Annotated in this window: 18 protein-coding genes; 8 read left to right on the top strand and 10 right to left on the bottom strand. The window is 43.2% G+C overall.

From position 1 onward, the window contains the following. Positions 1-3: 3 nt before the first annotated feature. The 5 genes from AC5RDS_RS16015 to AC5RDS_RS15995 form a co-directional block, all read right to left on the bottom strand. The gene (locus AC5RDS_RS16015; RefSeq protein ID WP_013613219.1) at positions 4-594 is read right to left on the bottom strand and encodes a LemA family protein; all 591 of its coding nucleotides are present in this window, start codon (positions 592-594) and stop codon (positions 4-6) included. Positions 595-716: 122 nt separating this feature from the next. Next, positions 717-1,790 carry a DUF4934 domain-containing protein gene (locus AC5RDS_RS16010; protein WP_157741857.1) on the bottom strand — a complete coding sequence of 358 codons (1,074 nt, stop codon included), beginning with the start codon at positions 1,788-1,790 and terminating at the stop codon, positions 717-719. Positions 1,791-1,817: 27 nt separating this feature from the next. Next, positions 1,818-2,762: a calcium/sodium antiporter gene (locus AC5RDS_RS16005; protein ID WP_013613221.1), complete on the bottom strand. Its 945-nt coding sequence runs from the start codon at positions 2,760-2,762 to the stop codon at positions 1,818-1,820. Positions 2,763-2,776: 14 nt separating this feature from the next. After that, positions 2,777-3,706, bottom strand: a complete 930-nt coding sequence (locus AC5RDS_RS16000) for a DUF3137 domain-containing protein (protein WP_013613222.1) — start codon at positions 3,704-3,706, stop codon at positions 2,777-2,779. 9 nt (positions 3,707-3,715) lie between these two features. Beyond that, positions 3,716-4,267: a LemA family protein gene (locus tag AC5RDS_RS15995; protein ID WP_013613223.1), complete on the bottom strand. Its 552-nt coding sequence runs from the start codon at positions 4,265-4,267 to the stop codon at positions 3,716-3,718. Positions 4,268-4,375: 108 nt separating this feature from the next. Here AC5RDS_RS15995 and AC5RDS_RS15990 point away from each other — a divergent pair, with 108 nt between their 5' ends. Then, entirely contained in the window at positions 4,376-4,987 is a 612-nt protein-coding gene (locus tag AC5RDS_RS15990) for a LysE family translocator (RefSeq protein ID WP_013613224.1), read from the top strand. Between the two features lie 6 nt (positions 4,988-4,993). On the opposite strand, the gene AC5RDS_RS15985 is transcribed toward AC5RDS_RS15990, so the two are convergent. Then, the gene (locus AC5RDS_RS15985) at positions 4,994-5,362 is read right to left on the bottom strand and encodes a YccF domain-containing protein (protein ID WP_013613225.1); all 369 of its coding nucleotides are present in this window, start codon (positions 5,360-5,362) and stop codon (positions 4,994-4,996) included. A 115-nt stretch (positions 5,363-5,477) separates the two neighbouring features. Between AC5RDS_RS15985 and AC5RDS_RS15980 the strand changes: the two genes are divergently transcribed. The 4 genes from AC5RDS_RS15980 (at position 5,478) to AC5RDS_RS15965 (ending at position 9,069) form a co-directional block, all read left to right on the top strand. Next, complete coding sequence (locus tag AC5RDS_RS15980) at positions 5,478-5,999, top strand: hypothetical protein (RefSeq protein WP_013613226.1); 522 nt, start codon at positions 5,478-5,480, stop codon at positions 5,997-5,999. Continuing rightward, entirely contained in the window at positions 5,989-6,396 is a 408-nt protein-coding gene (locus tag AC5RDS_RS15975) for a phosphoribosyltransferase (protein WP_013613227.1), read from the top strand. The genes AC5RDS_RS15980 and AC5RDS_RS15975 overlap by 11 nt, the downstream gene beginning before the upstream one ends. Before the next feature lie 58 nt (positions 6,397-6,454). Beyond that, complete coding sequence (locus tag AC5RDS_RS15970) at positions 6,455-7,384, top strand: DUF362 domain-containing protein (RefSeq protein WP_013613228.1); 930 nt, start codon at positions 6,455-6,457, stop codon at positions 7,382-7,384. Positions 7,385-7,551: 167 nt separating this feature from the next. After that, positions 7,552-9,069 (top strand): 4Fe-4S dicluster domain-containing protein, encoded by a 1,518-nt coding sequence (locus AC5RDS_RS15965; RefSeq protein ID WP_087381556.1) that lies wholly within the window; start codon positions 7,552-7,554, stop codon positions 9,067-9,069. Between the two features lie 31 nt (positions 9,070-9,100). Here AC5RDS_RS15965 and AC5RDS_RS15960 read toward each other — a convergent pair whose 3' ends face one another. The 4 genes from AC5RDS_RS15960 to AC5RDS_RS15945 all read right to left on the bottom strand — a co-directional run bounded on the left by AC5RDS_RS15960 (position 9,101) and on the right by AC5RDS_RS15945 (position 14,123). Further along, positions 9,101-10,777: a SulP family inorganic anion transporter gene (locus AC5RDS_RS15960; RefSeq protein ID WP_013613230.1), complete on the bottom strand. Its 1,677-nt coding sequence runs from the start codon at positions 10,775-10,777 to the stop codon at positions 9,101-9,103. 243 nt (positions 10,778-11,020) lie between these two features. Further along, positions 11,021-12,211 carry a BACON domain-containing protein gene (locus tag AC5RDS_RS15955; protein ID WP_162613262.1) on the bottom strand — a complete coding sequence of 397 codons (1,191 nt, stop codon included), beginning with the start codon at positions 12,209-12,211 and terminating at the stop codon, positions 11,021-11,023. Between the two features lie 10 nt (positions 12,212-12,221). Beyond that, positions 12,222-13,436 carry a BACON domain-containing protein gene (locus AC5RDS_RS15950; RefSeq protein WP_175315642.1) on the bottom strand — a complete coding sequence of 405 codons (1,215 nt, stop codon included), beginning with the start codon at positions 13,434-13,436 and terminating at the stop codon, positions 12,222-12,224. Positions 13,437-13,730: 294 nt separating this feature from the next. Beyond that, the gene (locus AC5RDS_RS15945; protein ID WP_013613233.1) at positions 13,731-14,123 is read right to left on the bottom strand and encodes a hypothetical protein; all 393 of its coding nucleotides are present in this window, start codon (positions 14,121-14,123) and stop codon (positions 13,731-13,733) included. Positions 14,124-14,553: 430 nt separating this feature from the next. Here AC5RDS_RS15945 and AC5RDS_RS15940 point away from each other — a divergent pair, with 430 nt between their 5' ends. From AC5RDS_RS15940 to AC5RDS_RS15930, 3 genes are all read left to right on the top strand, one after another. After that, a complete protein-coding gene (locus AC5RDS_RS15940; protein WP_306444966.1) occupies positions 14,554-15,972 on the top strand; it encodes an amidophosphoribosyltransferase in 1,419 nt (472 codons plus the stop codon). A 189-nt stretch (positions 15,973-16,161) separates the two neighbouring features. Beyond that, complete coding sequence (locus AC5RDS_RS15935; RefSeq protein ID WP_013613235.1) at positions 16,162-16,725, top strand: RNA polymerase sigma-70 factor; 564 nt, start codon at positions 16,162-16,164, stop codon at positions 16,723-16,725. Positions 16,726-16,804: 79 nt separating this feature from the next. Continuing rightward, positions 16,805-17,998 (top strand): FecR family protein, encoded by a 1,194-nt coding sequence (locus AC5RDS_RS15930; protein WP_013613236.1) that lies wholly within the window; start codon positions 16,805-16,807, stop codon positions 17,996-17,998. The last annotated feature ends 53 nt before the right edge of the window (positions 17,999-18,051 follow it).

Below are 18,051 nucleotides of genomic sequence, written 5' to 3'. Positions count from 1 at the left end.
TGCTCAAAATTCTACTTTAGGAGCATTTTCAGCTCCTGCATTGGCTTCAAAATAGGGTTTGGAGGTGAATCCGAACATTCCGGCTACCAGGTTTCTGGGGAATTGCAGGATGAAAGCATTGTAGCTGCGGGCGACATCGTTGAATTTCCGGCGTTCTACTGCTATCCGGTTTTCCGTTCCTTCGAGCTGGGCTTGCAAATCAAGAAAGTTTTGGTTAGCCTTCAGATCCGGATAATTTTCAGAAATAGCCATCAATCGGGATAAAGCGGAGGATAATTCCCCTTGTATGTTACTTAATTTTTTTAGGGCCGCTTCGTCGAGCTGGTCGATATTCAGCTGCATCTGAGTGGCTTTTGCCCGGGCATTGACTACTTCGGTCAGTGTATTTTCTTCGTGTGAAGCATACCCTTTCACTGTATTGACCAGATTGGGGATCAGATCCAGGCGCCGTTGATATTGGTTTTCCACATTCGACCATTGGGCCGATACGGCTTCGCGCATATTGACCATGCCGTTGTAAGCTCCTTTAAACCAAAAGAAAATACTCAATACAACTACAGCGATAACGATTAAAACAATGTATCCCTTTTTCATATGTTTATAAATTTTGTCAAAAAAATTTGTGTTTTTTTTAAAACAATTATTTCTCACAGATACAAAGTTAATGATTTCTGTGATTCGCCTGTGAAGATAGGACGAGAAATATTTCTATTGTTTTATAAAGAGGAGGATTTTAGATTTAAAACGACGATTACCGGATTAGCATCTTCGGTCAGGTTACGAAGGGCGGGGATAGCTGCAAGTTGTTCCGGTTGGATAAAATGAAAGAAAACCGGGGCCGGTAAAACCATCAAACCTTGATTTTGTACCATCTCCCGGGGAATGTAGGGAATCGTGTGATCGATATCGTTGACGAGGGTATCGCATACCGTGGCGGTCCGATGGGTTAAGTCCAGTTGAATCATGTATTGTTTCTGGCCGATAACGATGAGGTCCAGGACGGTTTTACCTAAGGAAATGAAATTGTGAAAATAAGGGAAGGTGATCGGTTTCGAAAGCGATTTTTTGAATTGTTCCGGGCTTTGATTATGACCGTAATCCAGGGATATTTTACGGGTAATACCGCTTTTACCCAAAAAATAGAGGGTGTCACTACCGGGACAACTGAATATAACCTCCTGGCTGGAGAAATCGGATAAATAATTGCTCGTACCGAAAGAGATAGAATCGAAAGGACTGATCCGAATTTCGTTTTCCAATTTCCCTTGTTTGTCATATAGGGAGACGGTTCGCCCATCCGAAATGATGATACCATTTTCCAGTACGTTAAATTCCATATTGAAGGATCGGTTTTGTATCAATGTTTTCAGGTAGTTTCCGTTCTTGTCGTAAGCCATGACGATGTGGCCTTTACCGTTATCGCCCGATACATAGATCACAGAATCACCGATGGAACTTTTTACTTTGAAGATACTGCTGTATTCGTTTGCTCCCCGTCCCCGGTTGTTATGCTGGGAGAGGTATTGCCCGTGGCGGTTGAAAACATAAAGGGTGTTTTCGGCGATAAGATAATAACGGCCGTTATGATAAGTGACCGATTGTACGTTGGCTATCAAAGCGGTATCTGGAGTTTCCAAAGGAATATAACGGATCCTGTCGAATAGTTCGGATAATTGTAATATCTTGTTATTGCTGAGATCGGTGTGAATATCGGCCGGGCTTTGGGGACGAGGTGAGCAAGACAGATACAGAACGATCATGAATAGGAGATATACGATAGGGGTTTTCATAACGGTATAAAAAAACATGCCGGTCTTTTATGATACGATCAATAAAGTCAGATAGGTGATATACAGGGTTAAAAATAAGGCACCCTCCCAGCGGTTGATCTGTCTTCCCTTGCCGGTGAAAACAAAAATAAACAGCAGGACGGAAACTCCGATATTGACCCATAAATCGGTTACACTATCCGTTGTTACCTTCAGAGGGGATATGCCGGCCGAAGCTCCCAGGATCAGGAAGGTATTGAAGATATTCGAACCCACGACATTTCCGATGGCTATATCTGCGTTTTTCTTGCGGGCAGCGATCAAGGAAGTGGCTAATTCCGGCAGGGAGGTTCCGATAGAGATAATGGTCAATCCGATGATTCGTTCCGAAATACCTGCCATCTGAGCCAGACTGACTGCTCCGTCAACCAATAAGCGTCCTCCTCCGACGAGGCCGGCTAGACCTAACAAAATAAAAAGTACGGATTTCTTCAGGCTGTAGGGTTTTATATTTACTTCTTCGGTTTCCTGACCACCCCGTTTGGCAATAAATAAGGTGTAGGCGATAAAAACGGCAAAAAAGCAAAGTAAACAAAATCCTTCTGCCCGGGTGATGATACCTGCCGGCTCACCGTTCGCCAATATCAGGATAAGAACTGCTGCCAGTACAGCCAGCGGAATTTCAATCCATGTTGTGGATCTTTTGATTCCGATAGGGACGAATAAGGCGGTTACTCCCAGGATTGCCATGATGTTGAATATGTTGCTTCCCAGAACATTACCTAATGCCAGCGCGGAACTTCCTTCGATCGATGAAATGATATTCACTACAAGTTCCGGAGTCGAGGTACCGAAGGCTACTACCGTCAGACCGATAACGATATTCGGTACTTTCAGCCGATGGGCCAGTGCTGCACCACCGTCGACCAGCAAATTGGCTCCATACACTAAAATAATAAACCCTGCTAATAAGTAAATGATATTTAGTAACATAAATCAATAAAAAGTTAATCTTTGGTCCAAATACGCAGATTCAGGTTTAAATCATGAATAATTTGAAATAGATTGACCAAGGTCCCGAATTCCCGTTTCAGTTTATCCGTATTCAACTGGCATTCCCAAATGTTGGTTTCAAAATGATTCGTTTGATCGGGAATGGCGATAATGACAGAAGAATCCCTGAAACTTACCGTTATTTTCCCCGGAAACCTGGAATCGAGTTCGAGTAATCTTTCCATTAAATTAGGAGTGAGGATGTATCGGGCTTCTACCTGATCTGTAGAGAATACGTCGAACTGCTTTTCAAAGTTCGGATTTTCCAGTTTTACTCTCTGTTTGCCCAGGTTGAGTTTGAACCAGGAGTTACGGAAAACAACCGTTTGGCCCTGAAAGTTTTTGTTGAAGTCGGCTATAAAAAAGAAACCTCTGAAAATATCTATCCAGTGTTCCTGCCTGCGGCCTTTGGAATCGGTCGTGACCCGTTTTTCTTCGGCTATAATTTCCGAACAGATAAAACTGGTTTTATCGATTTTTCCGCAAATCAGATCTTCACTGCGATAACGGTCGGGAGAGGTGCTGAATAACCGGCTGTTCATAAAGACCGATTCTGCGATTCCGCTTTCCGGCCGGTAACTTGCTTCCTGGCAAAGATAGGAAATAATGGACGAGATGATATTTTCTTTATAATAAGCACATAATTCTCCCGACTTGGACTGAATACAAGAAAATAGTACGATCAAGCCGAGCATACATGCTATAAGGATACCCGGCCATCCCCCTCCGATAATCAGGCTGACGACAACTCCTGCCACAAGGGTAATACCCCCCGCTATCAGCCCGTTTTTCGTTCCTTTCGCTTTTAATTGCAGTCTCTTGTCTTCTGCTTGTCGGATTCGGGATTGCAATTGTTCATAAATATCCTGAAAGTTTTGTTCCATAACTGTGGATTAAGATCGGAACAATTTTTTTACATCCGGATTCACTTTTTCCTCCTCCGGAATAGCGAATACTTCTTTTTTGGTAAAACTGAACAGGTTGGCAATGATGTTGGATGGAAAGGTCATCACCGAATTGTTGTAATCCGTAACAGCTGCATTATAGGTCCGGCGGGAAGCCGAAAGTTGTTCTTCTGTCTCGTTCAGTGTTTTTTGAAGTTGCATGAAATTTTCCGAAGACCGTAAGGCCGGATAGTTTTCAGCTACCATAAAGAAATTATTTTTAGCAGCAGTGAATGTTTTGTCAAAATCTGCTTTTTCTTCAGCTGTGAGGGAGTCGTAACTCTTCGTCCGTAAATTTGTGATTTTAGTAAATGTCTCTTCTTCGTGTTTCGCGTATTGCTGTACAGTAGCGACTAAATTGGGAATAAGGTCGAATCTTTTTTTCAGCATGACATCGATCGAACCGAAAGCGTTGTCGACATTGTTTCTTTTTCGGGTCAGCGTATTGTAAGATATAATGGCATACAGGAAAATAATACCCAGGATAATCAGTGAAATCATGATCGATGGATTTTAATGGTTATTGATTAAATTATTCTCACAAAATTAATTTTTTTTGATTATTAGCATTAATTTTAGCTGAAAATAATTAGAATCTGATTTATAGTTATGAACCTTTGGGGATTTATTAGTGCGGCAGTGCTGCTGACTTTGATGCCGGGACCGGATATACTTTTTGTGATTACACAGAGTATCACCCGGGGACGAAAGGCCGGGATGGTCTTTGCCGCCGGATTGTGTACCGGCTTGATCGCTCATGTAACGGCTGTCAGTCTGGGTGTTTCGATTTTGCTGATGAGTTCTCCTGTAGCTTTTACGATGTTGAAGTTTGCCGGTGCTGCTTATTTGTTGTATCTTGGAGTAAAAGCTTTTCTGGCCCGTCGGGAGAATCATTTCGAGTTGTCGGGAGACGCTGCTGTCAGTGGAAAACTATACCGGAAAGGGATACTGATGAATATATTGAATCCTAAGGTAATCTTGTTTTTTCTGGCTTTTTTTCCGCAATTTATAGATAAAGGGATAGAAAATCCCATTCCTCAGATGTTATTGTTAGGGCTTGTTTTTATGGTTCAGGCTTTCCTGATTTTTTCAATGGTAGCTGCTGTGGCGGATCGGTTAGCTCGTCGCTTGATGCAAAACCCTAAGGTGGCTTTGGCGGTGAATGTGGCAGAATCTTTGATTTATTGTGTCATCGGAGTCAGCATATTGTTTGTAAGATAAAAGGTTTTATTTTACATCGTGTCCGAAAGGAGTGAGTGCCAGTCCGGCTAATTTGAAATGTTGCATTCCGAATGGGATACCGATAATCGTGATGCAAAACAGGACTCCCCAAAAAATGTGCGATAGGAAAATCCAGATTCCGCCTATAAAAAACCAGATGATGTTCATCAGGGTAGAGAGGCATCCGTGGGGCGATTGTTTATGTACGATCTCGCTTCCGAAGGGCCATAATGCCAATATACCGAGTTTGACTGTCTGGAGCCCGAAGGGAATACCGATGATTGTGATAAATAATCCGATACTGGCGATGAAATATTCGACGGCGACGAAGATTCCTCCGAATAGTAACCAAATGATATTTCCTAAAATTTTCATGTTCCAAAGATAAGCATTGTTTTTTTTAATTTCAATCGGAAAAAAGTATAGCGATTGATCAAAACTATGAAAAATTTATATATTTGAAGTGGTTAAATTTTAAATATGCACTAAGATGATGATCGTATCTCAATTTCGTCAGTTAAATCTTTCTGTTGTGAATGTCCGGACCTATTTGTTTGCGGTCCTTTTTGTCGGAGGAAATATGCTGCTTCCCCAATTGTGCCATTTAATGCCGGATGGAGGTAAAATATTTTTACCGATCTATTTTTTTACTTTGATCGCTTCTTATAAATTCGGTTTGAAAGTGGGTATACTGACTGCTGTATTGTCACCTTTGTGTAATCACCTCTTATTCGGGATGCCGCCGGCAGGGATGTTACCTGTTTTGTTGGTAAAATCTACGTTACTGGCTTTGGTGGGAGCTATTGTAGCCGACAGAAGTCAACGGGTTTCTTTATTGCATGTCGCTGCGGTGGTGGTGGCCTATCAGGTGCTCGGTGGTATAGCCGAATGGTTGATCGCTTCGGATTTGTCTGCTGCATTGCAAGATTTTAAAATCGGATTCCCGGGAATGTTGTTGCAAGTGGTGCTTGGCTGGGTAATCCTGAAAGGGTTGGCTAAATATGAATGTTAAGACTTTTGAGGAAGTAAGACAGCGTTTTCTGGAGATTACTTTCGAAGAACGATTCGATTTGATTGTTGCTGTTGCGAATGGAGGTATTATTCCGGCAGCGATGCTGAATCAGCGTTTGAATCTGGATATGCAGTTGCTGAAATTGCATTTAAGGGATGCCGATCAAAAACAATTGTACGACCGGCCCCGGTTGTTGGAGGAAATCCGGTTCGAGGTAAAAGGGAAAAAAATATTATTGGTAGAGGACCGGGTAAAAACCGGAACAACCTTGAATTATGCCCGACAGTTGTTGCTCGGTGCGGGGGCTGCTGTAGTGAAGACTTTTGCTGTCAATGGGAATGCCGACTATTGCCTGTATAATGAAATGTGTTTTCGTTTTCCATGGCGGACGGATTAAGGAGTTGTTCGTGCGTATGATGGGCCTTATAACTTTACGAACTTTATAAACAGACTTTATGGATCGTCGAGAATTTTTAAAGACACTAGCCTTGACAGGGGCTGCTGTGACAATGAAGTGGGATGGGGTGATGGATATCATGGCACAAAATACTTCTCAGGCCGGGGGATGCGATTTGGTCGCCGTAATGGGTGGTGAACCGGCAGAAATGTTCCGGAAAGCAATCGCTGAATTCGGAGGTATGGGGAAATTTGTCAAAGCCGGACAAAAAGTGGTTGTCAAACCGAATATCGGTTGGGATAAAGTGCCCGAATTGGCAGGAAATACCAATCCTGAATTGGTATCTGAAATTATTAAGCAATGTTTCGATGCCGGTGCAAAGGAGGTGGTTGTGTTCGATCATACTTGCGATGACTGGCGGAAATGTTATAAAAACAGCGGAATCGAAGAGGCTGCCAAAGCGGCCGGTGCTAAGGTGATGCCGGCACATGAGGAATCTTATTACCGGGAAGTGGAACTACCTAAGGCCAAAAGCCTGAAAACAGCTAAAATACATTCGGCTATTTTGGATTGTGATGTGTGGATCAATGTTCCTATTTTGAAAAATCACGGTGGGGCTAAAATGACCATTTCGATGAAAAATCATATGGGGATTGTCTGGGATCGCGGATTTTTCCATCGCAATGATTTGCAGCAATGTATCGCTGATATTTGCACAATCAGTAAGCCGGCGGTATTGAATGTCGTGGATGCTTACCGTCTGATGAAAACCAATGGACCGCGCGGAAAATCAGAAGCCGACGTGGTGCTGGCCAAGGGGTTGTTTATGTCGCCGGATATTGTCGCTGTAGATACGGCAGCTACTAAGTTTTTCAATCAGGTGGAAAAGATGCCTCTGGAGGTGGTTGGACATTTGGCTAAAGGAGAGGAGCTTAAAATCGGTACGATGGACATCAATCGCTTGAAAGTGAAGAGGATTAAGATTTGAAAAAAAGGTAAAAAAGCTAAAAGCAAAAAGCTAAAGGCTAAAAGCAAAAAGCTAAAGGCTAAAAGCTAAAGGCTAAAAGCTAAAGGCTAAAAGCTAAAGGCTAAAAGCAAAAAGCTAAAGGCTAAAAGCAAAAGGCTAAAGGCAAAAGGCTAAAGGTGGGGGATGTTATGCTAAAAAAATTACGTGTTTTGTTTGCGGTAGTCATGGGGGCCGTGATTACCTTTTATTTCCTGGATTTTGCCGGTTTAACTACAGGATGGCCTAATCTGGCACGGATACAGTTTGTCCCGGCCTTATTGGCGGGGAGTTTCGGAATTGTATTGATCCTGCTGGTGGCGACACTATTATTCGGGCGTATTTATTGTTCGGTGATTTGCCCGATGGGTATTTTTCAGGATGTCGTAGCTTGGATAGCGAAGAGAATAAATCGTAAAAAGCATTATCGTTATACCCGTGAAAAACGCGTTTTGCGTTATGGGGTGTTGGGAATAGTGGTGTTGGCTTTTTTACTCGGTGCTACCGTTTTGTTAAGCCTGCTCGATCCATATAGTGCATTTGGACGGATGGGGGTAAATGTTTTCCGGCCTGTTTATTTGGCTGTAAATAATTTGCTGGCCTGGGTATTCAATAGTTTCGGTAATTATACATTTTATCATACCGATATTTATGTATTGAGTATGGCCTCTCTTTTCATCGGGCTCCTGACTTTCTGCGGGATTGGCTGGTTGGCCTGGAAGTATGGCCGTACCTGGTGTAATACTGTCTGTCCGGTAGGAACATTATTGGGTTTCTTATCGCGTTATTCTTTTGGGCGGATACGGATAGAGGCCGATGCCTGTGTTTCATGTGGGCTTTGTGAGCGGCAATGTAAGGCGGGATGTATCGATAGCAAGGCCAAAAAGGTAGATCAGAGCCGTTGTGTGGACTGCTATAATTGTCTGTCGGTTTGCCATAAGCATAGTATAAAATACGGATTGGGGTGGAAGAAAGGGCGGAAGACGCCGGAAAAGCCGGTGGATACTTCTAAGCGGCAGTTTGTGGCTACCGTAGGGGCTTTGTCTTTACTTCTTCCCAACAAAGTGCTGGCTCAGGGAAAGGCTGTCGTTAAAGCCAATAAATCCTGGCAAAGAGAGCATCCGTTGAGCCCTCCCGGTTCTCAAAGTGCAGAGCATTTATTGAAACATTGTACGGCTTGTCATCTTTGTGTCACCAAATGTCCTTCGCGTGTGTCGAAACCTGCCTTTATGGATTATGGTTTAGGGGGGATGATGCAACCGAAAATGGATTTCGGTCATGGTTTTTGTAACTTCGATTGTACGGTATGTTCTGAAGTGTGTCCGAACGGGGCTTTATTGCCGCTTACCAAAGAGGAAAAGCATAAGCTGCAGATGGGACGGGTGGTTTTTGTCCGCGAAAATTGTATCGTCAATACCGACGAGACCAGTTGCGGGGCTTGCTCCGAACATTGTCCTACTCAGGCCGTGACTATGATTCCTTATAAAAATGGCTTGACGATCCCTTCCGTGAATCCCGATATTTGTGTCGGATGCGGGGGATGTGAATATGTCTGCCCGGTACGTCCGTTCCGCGCCATCTATATTGAAGGGAATCCGGTGCATCAGGAAGCTAAACCTTTTCAGGAAGCAGAGAAAAAAGAGGTAATACTCGATGATTTCGGATTCTGATGCAGACCGGGGTGTCTGAAAAGTCAGCGCTTTAACTTTTCAGACATACTTCCGCCCGTTTCAATGCTTCGTGAATGTTACTGCAAATATTTTCTTCGCCGATGGTTCGGGCAAAGGAAGATTTGACCAAAGTTGCACGAACCTGTTCGTTTACTCCGGAGAGGATGACCTGTATTTTTTCTTTCGTAGATAAACGGTAAAGGCTTTCCAGGTTGTGCAGCCCTGTCGTATCCATAAACGGTACTTTGCGCATCCGGATGATACGAATGCGGGGTTTGTCGCCGATGGTTTTCATACATTCGTCGAATTTATTGGCGACACCGAAAAAGAACGGGCCGTCGATTTCATATACTTCGACTCCTTGCGGTACGATCAGTTTTTCTTCTTCATGGTAGATTTCGCCCTCGTTCGACAGATCGAGCTGATCTTTGGCAACCGTGATATGCGTTACTTCGCTCATTCGTTTCATAAAGAGTACCAGGGCCAGTAACAGACCGATTTCTATGGCGATGGTCAGATCGAAAATGACGGTCAATAAGAAAGTAGTCAATAATACAGCGACATCCGATCTGGAGTTTTTCATCAATGATTTGAATGTACGCCATTCGCTCATGTTGTAAGAAACGATAACCAAAACGCCGGCCAGGCAAGCCATCGGAATATGTTTGGTCAAGGGGCCGAGGAACAAGAGTATCAATAATAATACAACGGCATGGATCAAACCGGCTACAGGAGTTTTGCCGCCGTTATTGATATTGGTCATGGTCCGGGCAATTGCTCCGGTGGCTGGAATCCCTCCGAAGAAAGGAACTACGATATTGGCTGCTCCCTGGGCTATTAACTCTGTATTGGAATTGTGTTTATGTCCGGTGACTCCATCTGCTACGGTGGCCGATAATAAAGACTCGATGGCTCCCAGAATGGCGATGGTGAAAGCTGCCGGCAGAAGCTGATTGATGGTTTCGATATTAAACGCTAAGCCGTTGGGAGTCGGCAGGCTGGCATTGATCTCAAAACGGTCGCCGATGGTTTCCAGGCCGGTGATATTCAGGTGATGGCGTAACAGATAACTGATAACGGTCATGACAATGATGGCGATCAACGAACCCGGTATTTTTTTAGAAAACCGGGGAGTGACGATAATGAGCAGGATACTTCCGATTCCTACCCCTAGTGCAATCCAGTTCGTTGTGTCGAAACTGTGGAAATAAGCAATCCATTTGGAGATAAAATCGGCGGGCACTTTGTCCATGGTTAATCCGAACAGATCTTTGATCTGAGTCGTGAAAATGGTAAGTGCAATACCACTGGTAAATCCGACGACGATCGGATAAGGGATAAAGCGGATGATTGTGCCTAGTTTAAATACTCCCATCAAGACCAACATGATTCCGGCCATAACGGTAGCGATCGCCAGACCCTCGATACCGAATTGTTGAATAATACCATAAACGATAACGATAAAGGCCCCAGTCGGTCCTCCGATCTGTACGTTACTCCCTCCCAGGAAGGAAACGATAAATCCTGCGATTATGGCTGTGATCAGACCTTGTTCGGGACTTACCCCCGAAGCAATACCGAAAGCGATGGCTAATGGAAGAGCAACGATTCCGACAATAATTCCGGCCATCAGGTCGGTAAAGAATTTTTCTTTCGAATAATTTTTTAGGGTATCGAATAATACCGGTTGAAAATCAATCCGTTTCATGACTAGCACACTTTTTTATAACAAGCTGCAAAATTATAAAATAAACTTTAAATAAAGAATGTCCGGCGCTAACAAAGTTGACTTTATGATGTAAAAGCCGTTTGATCGCCGGTCAAAGTGAATCATATCAGACGCTTCCCCGGTTGTTATGGCGAAATAAAGAAACCCTATCTTCTCTATATGAAGCGAATCGGCTTTCAGCGGGAAGATAGGGGAATGATTCCGATCGATGAAACGATAGAATCAGTTTGCGTCGATGTAGCTGATGGTGTGAATACGTTTACTGCTTACCTGGTGTTGGCCATCGTAAGTTGTAACGGTGATTTCCCGGATATAGCCTTCGTTGTCTGTCCGGTATTCGAAGACATGTTCGTCATTGTTGTACCCGTCTTTTTCTTTGCTCATCAGGTAAGCACTCCGTTTTCCGAAACAGCCGAAGGCTTTTATGCCTGATTCCTCGAATGCCAGGCAATCCAACCATTCGGTCTGGGATAACAGGTAATTGAAATCGACGTTACTATTATTGGGGATATGGCTGTATTCTATGTTCGTTGTGGCACGTGGCTCATCGGTTTCTCCTGCTTTTACCAGATTACCGTCTACCCAAATAGCCTGGTCTGTCGTTGGTCCGGAATTGCTGACTTCAGTTCTTGAGCTTGAAAAGTATCCGTTTTCATAAGACAGTTCACCCTGATCGATTTCCGGTTTTCCGATTTCGTTATATTCACAGGTCCATGTTTTTACGTTTTGTTCTTCGTCCAGTTTATATATGGTTTTATATTCGAATATCTGATTCTGATCTTCGACTTTTTCCAGACAAGTGATCGTATTGCCGGAATAACTGTAGGAATCACTCCAGTCCAGCATACGTTTATTGTCCGTATAATCGTATTCCTCATAGGTGGAAATCCGGTTGAGTTCATCGTAAGTGAAAAGGCGTTCCGATTTATGGGTCAGATTACCGGAAGAACCGTAATGTGTGTTGGTTATCTCTATTTTACTGACCAACTTCTTGTACTGATCAGGGCGTTCCGGATCGATAGGCGTATTTCCTTCTTCGGTTTGACCTTTTTGTTCGATCGTTACCGTAATACTACTACCACCACAGATAATCCGGATCGTAGCCTTACGGCCGGTTCCTGTATAATTGGGAGATAAGAGAATCTTTACGGTTACTGTTCCGGCTTCACCACTGGGTGGGTCGAGGGTGATCCAGTTCGAAGTATCTGTAGCCTTCGTAGCCGAATTGTAATTTATTTCAGTCTTCCAGGCTTCTTGTGCAGTGAAAGTAATGCCTCTTTCCGAGGCGTTTGCATAGGCACTTTGGTTCAGCTGATCTTTTGAAATGCTGATGCTGTCCGAAGAATTATCATCGTTGCAGGATAGGAAAATAATACTCAGACAGAGGGTGAATAAGGATAAGTAATGTTTCATTGCCGTAGAATTATTCATAAATGATTTCACATTCCAGTTTTTCTTCTGCATCGGTCTTGCCCTGCGCGGACTCCCATTTGCTGTAGATTTGGACCACATATCCTTTAGAATCGGTTACATAGCGATAAGTAGTCGTGCCATTGTCTTTATTCCACCGGTCTCCCGAAGTAGTTACTTTTTTTATGAACCGGGCAGGAACATTACCGTTATAACCAAATAAAGTCAGATCTTCACCCGCCAGTTCTTCCGGGTAATATTGTAGTTTTATTACCGATGGTAATGGCCGGATTTCATCCAGGTCGTAATATTCGAATTCCGAGGTGATGATATCGTTGGAAACATTGTCTTCCGGATAGTAATGCATGGTTTTCACCACTCCGTTTTGCCAGATATAAGTGGTGACAGTCGAATCGAGAACTTCGACGGTTGCTCCTGTATTTCCTTCCTGACCGACACTTCCCATCGTAATCGTATATCTTTCGATATATTTGGTCATATTGCCTTCTGAGTCGTAGTACCAGGTGTCACAATCGAAATTGTCGGTTTCCGCCCTTGCTTTGCCGATACGGCCTTCGGATAGCGAATAGGTTGTTGTTCCTGTCGTATAACTGTCGTTGTAAGCTTGGGTTTTCTTGACGATCCGGTCTTCTGAGTAAGTCAGAGTCGTCACGTATTCTGTTTTTTTCTGACCGGAGATTTCTTTATACAGTGAGTATTCTTGTACACGTCCTTGTTCATCGTAGGTAAATACGATGTGATTCGGTTCGCCGTCGGTGGAAGTAATGATTTCAGAGATTTTACGTACTCCATCGGCCGGAGAATCTTCATCCGGCACCTCTCCGTTTTCAGTTTCTCCTTTTTGTTCGATGATGACCGTGATCGTCGTACCTCCGCAAATGATGTGGATCGTCGCTTTTCGGTCAGTACCGGTGTAATTGGTGGATAAGGCGAGTTTAATGGTGATTTCGCCTGCTTCGCCACTGGCTGGATCGAGACTTACCCATTTTTCTACGGTTTCCGTTGCTTTTGTTGCTGTGTAGTCGACTTCGGTATGCCAGGCTTCTGTCGCTTCGAACCGGATGGTTTTTTCTGTATCGTCGGCGTAAGCTGTCTGGTTTTGCTGATCTTTGTCGATGACAATAGAAGAGGGACCTCCGTTATCGTCATGGCAAGCTGCCATAAATAATGAGGCCAGCAGAAATAAATGGAATAAAATTTTTTTCATGATGTTTGAGCTACTATCTAACTCCGGGATAGTGATTCGTTAATATAAAGAAAGTGTGGAGTTATCGGTTTATTGTGCTGAAGGTTCTGGTAAACCTGTAAACAAATAAACAATACCCCACACTTGACAGTATTACGTGATTTGACGCAATAACGTGCAAGTGATGAGTGTTTTGTATTGCTTCTCCTTGTTTACTTTAAATTTACCAGATTTTCAGCACAGGATAAAAGCGAAACACTTTCATCGAAATATGTAAGTCCCCGAAGAGACCCTACAAAAATAATGAAAAGTTTGCTAAACAAACACTTCCGGGGTATTGTTTTTATCTGAATGCTCAAGTGCGCGCTTGGCTAAAGCCTGTTTTTCCCGGAATTGTGAGATAAGACAGGTATAACGGTTCGTATTGATGCGGCTACCTGCTTCAAAAATAAATAATTGACCGATGACCTCTTCCAATGAAGCAATCATTTGTTGTAAAACAAGACGGGAGGCTTTAGGGTGATCGAGCGCCTGATCGATTCTGAATGAAGCGTAGCGTCCTTGTTCGACGGTCGCTTCCAGTTTAGAGGTTGCATTTTCTATTCGTTTCCGGTACATTCGGCTAATGGCTGCCAGGGCTGTATTGTCGAGCCATACTTTTCCGCGACATACCGAAGCGGCTAATTCATAACGACTTTTTGAATTCATAACATTTTGGATTTTATAGTTAAACATTTTATTTTGAAAAACACAACATGTCAAAGAACTGTTCGGACATACTTTACCCTCTTTAGCGGATAATCCGAATTAAAATGTTGTTTTTCAAATGTTTAACATCCAAAGATGTTACGTTCGTCGTTTCATAACTCTTTTTTTGAATACACCCGATACAGGCAAAAAAATCTCCAGGCACTCCTTCTGTGCTTAGTAGATCGGCTTTTTACGCATATAGATGTGATTTTCGTTGCAAATGTAAGTATTATTTTGGAATTTTGAAAACAGATCTTGCTTTTTATTTTCTTACCGGATAACTTGCTTTATAAGAACCTGCTCTTGCGGGGAGAATTTGAACGCTTTCTGCTTTCTACTTTTTACTTTTTTTGTAATTTTGTAGCCTTAAATCAATGACTACAATTATATGAGCGGATTTTTTGGTTGCGTATCACGCAAAGAGTGCGTTGCCGATGTTTTCTACGGCACCGATTACCATTCACATCTGGGAACGAAGAAAGCCGGTATGGCTTTTTATAACGGAGAGGATTTTGTCCGGTCGATTCACAGTATAGAAAGTGCTTATTTCCGGAATAAATTCGAGCCGGAATTGGGACGTTTCATTGGTTCTTACCTGGGGATCGGGGTGATCAGTGATATGGAGTCGCAGCCGATAACGGTAACTTCGCATTTGGGGCGTTTTGCCATAGTGACGGTAGGGCGAATCGATAATCTGGAAGAGATATCCGCTCAGTTGTTGAAGGAAAAGATTCACTTTGCCGAAATGTCCGGGTCGGCCATCAACCCGACCGAAGTAGTCAGTATTCTGATCAACAAAGGAGAGACATTCAAGGAAGGTATAGAGAACGTTTACCGTATGGTCAAGGGGTCTTGTTCTTTTTTAATTCTGACAGACAGTTGTATTTATGCTGCCCGTGATAAGTTCGGCCGTACTCCCATCATTATCGGTAAGAATGAATTCGGTTATGTTGTGGCCAGTGAAAGCTCTTCGTTTACCAATTTAGGCTATAATATAGTCCGTGATCTGGGACCGCATGAAGCGATACGGGTTTCGAAAGACGGGATTACACCGATTATTGCTGCCGGTTGCAGGAAACAGATATGTTCTTTTTTGTGGGTTTATTATGGCTATCCTTCTGCTTATTACGAAGGGATCAATGTAGAAGATGCCCGTTACCGTTGTGGGGCTGCTATGGCGAAACGTGATGAATTGACTCCTGATTTTGCTGCCGGAATTCCGGACTCGGGTGTGGGACATGCTATCGGATATTCCAACGAGAAGGGGATTCCTTATAAAAGACCTTTTGTGAAATATACACCGACCTGGCCGCGGAGTTTTATGCCGCAAAATCAAAATATGCGTGATTTGGTCGCTAAAATGAAGTTGTTACCGAACGAGGCGTTTACGCGGGATGCCCGGATCGTTTTTTTGGACGATTCTATCGTTCGGGGTACCCAGTTGAAAGACAATGTCGTGAAATTGCGTGAATGCGGAGTGAAAGAGGTACATATCCGGATCGCCTGTCCTCCTTTGATCTACCCCTGTTGTTTTCTTAATTTCTCCACTTCCCGTTCGACCTTTGACTTATTTGCCCGCCGTGTCATCCGCGACCTGGAAGGAACTTCCGAACTGACGGACGAAATACTGAAACCTTACTCGGATCCGGATTCAGAGAAATATAAGGAGATGGTGAGGGTGATGTGCCAGCATCTCCAGTTGGATTCTCTGCAATTCCAGCGCTTGGACGATCTCGTGAAAGCGATCGGTTTACCTAAAGAACAGCTCTGTACACATTGCTGGGATAATTCCAGTTATATGGAATAAACTCGTCGTGGAGACGAAAGTTTTTATTATTTGAATAGATATCTATTTTATTTAATCTGTCTACTGAACCCCGAAAGTTTTTCATTTAACTTTCGGGGAAGTTTTTTTCCTAAATTTTTCGTGATTTTCAGGGTATATTTTTTTTGTTTTCTTATTTTCAATATTTTTGTTTAGGTTAATTAAGGTAAGATGCTAGAAAAACAGGCTGAGGATTTTCGGAAAATGCGTTCCGGTGACATGAAGGCTTTCGAACGTTTGTTTGTGAGTCTGTATCCGGGATTGTGTAATATTGCCAACCATTACCTTAATAATGAAATGTTGAGTAAGGATGTTGCTCAGGATGCTTTTATCAAATGGTGGAATAAACGGGAAGATTTCAGAGATTTTGCAGCTGTGAAATCTTTTTTATATATTACTATCAGAAATCAGTGCCTGAACTATATCCGGGACCATCGGAAAGAGGTGGATCTGGCCGGGAGGTTTTCGGAAGAAACAGATGCCGATTTCGATTTGATGGTGATTGAAGAGGAAGCTATTGAAGCGCTTTATTCGGCTATCGATCGTCTTCCGGCACAATCTGCCCGGATTATGCGTTTGGTTGTAAAAGGAGATAAAAATCAGGAGATCGCCGATCAGTTAGGAATTTCGGTTAATTCCGTAAAAACCCTGAAATACAATGCTTTGAATATCCTGCGGAAAGAATTGACAGGATCGTTATTGTTATTACTTGCCTGGTTTGAGGTACAAGGATAAACCATTTTTTTTCAAAAAAAATTATTTTTCATTCATCTTTTTTATCAGCTGTGTGTTTTATATACAAATTTGATAAGCGATGAAAGATTTGTCTGCGTATTATGAGATAGCACGCTTGATTACGGCTGAATTGTCAGAAACAATTACGCCGGAGGAAAAGGGGAGACTTAATGTGTGGTTGGCGGAGGATGAACGCCACTATATGAGATATTGCCGGATACGTGAGCGTTTGAAAAGAGGTGAGGGAGAGAATGTATTCCGGAATCCGGAACGTGTCCGGGAGGATATGGAAAAACTGAAAAAGAAATTGTCCGGAAATAAACGGCGTTTCCTTTTGTCCGGAAATTATTTTTGGCGGTATGGCGCTGTTGCGGTTTTTACGATCGGGATCGCTATAGGACTGATCGAAAGGCCGTGGGAAGATCGGAGTAGTGAAATGTCGCCGATGGCGCAACAGCCGGCTGTCCTGCCTGGATCGTATAAGGCCGTGTTGACATTGGCTAGTGGCGAACAGGTGAACCTGGAGGAATGGTGCAGGGATTCGCTTTGGAAAGATGGGACATTGATCCGAAAGAGAAAAGGGGAACTGACATATGAACAAAAGGCCGGGGATATGCAGCAGGAGGAAATGCTTTTCAATACGATTACTATTCCGCGGAGTGGAGAATATAAGCTGGTATTATCCGATGGTACGAAAGTGTGGTTGAATTCGGCTTCGAAATTGAAATATCCGGTAGCATTTACAGGCGGACAACGAAAGGTTTTTCTGGAGGGAGAAGCTTATTTTGAAGTAGCTGCCGATACAGTACATCCTTTTCTGGTGGAGACATCGGGAATGAGCGTGACCGTATTGGGAACCGGATTTAATGTGATGGCTTATCCGGAGGAGATGGAGGCGGCAGTAACTTTAGTGCATGGAAAGGTCGGGGTGCAGACGGACCATCGGCAACAGATCTTACAACCTGATGAACAATATGTTTATCAGACGACTACCCGGCGGGGAACGGTTAGAAAGGTAGATGTGTCGCAGTATGTCGACTGGAAAGATGGAATCCTGAATTTTGATTCGATGCCTTTGGAAGAACTCACTCGCAGGCTGGGCCGTTGGTACGATGTGGATTTCTTTTTTGTTGCTGAAGAACTGAAAACTTTGAAATATTCCGGTGCTTTTAAGAAATATAATGATATACGTTATGTTTTGAATATTATAGAAGAGATTACGAATGTTCAATTTGTTTTGAACGAGAGGACTATTGTAGTAAATAGAAAATAAAAAAATCGGTGCGTGTTGGAAGCGCGCACCGACAAATCTTCCCCTTGGGGAAA

This window comes from Odoribacter sp., assembly GCF_985060555.1.
Note: the sequence above shows the minus strand (reverse complement) of the source record. Positions and strands in the feature narration are given on the sequence as shown.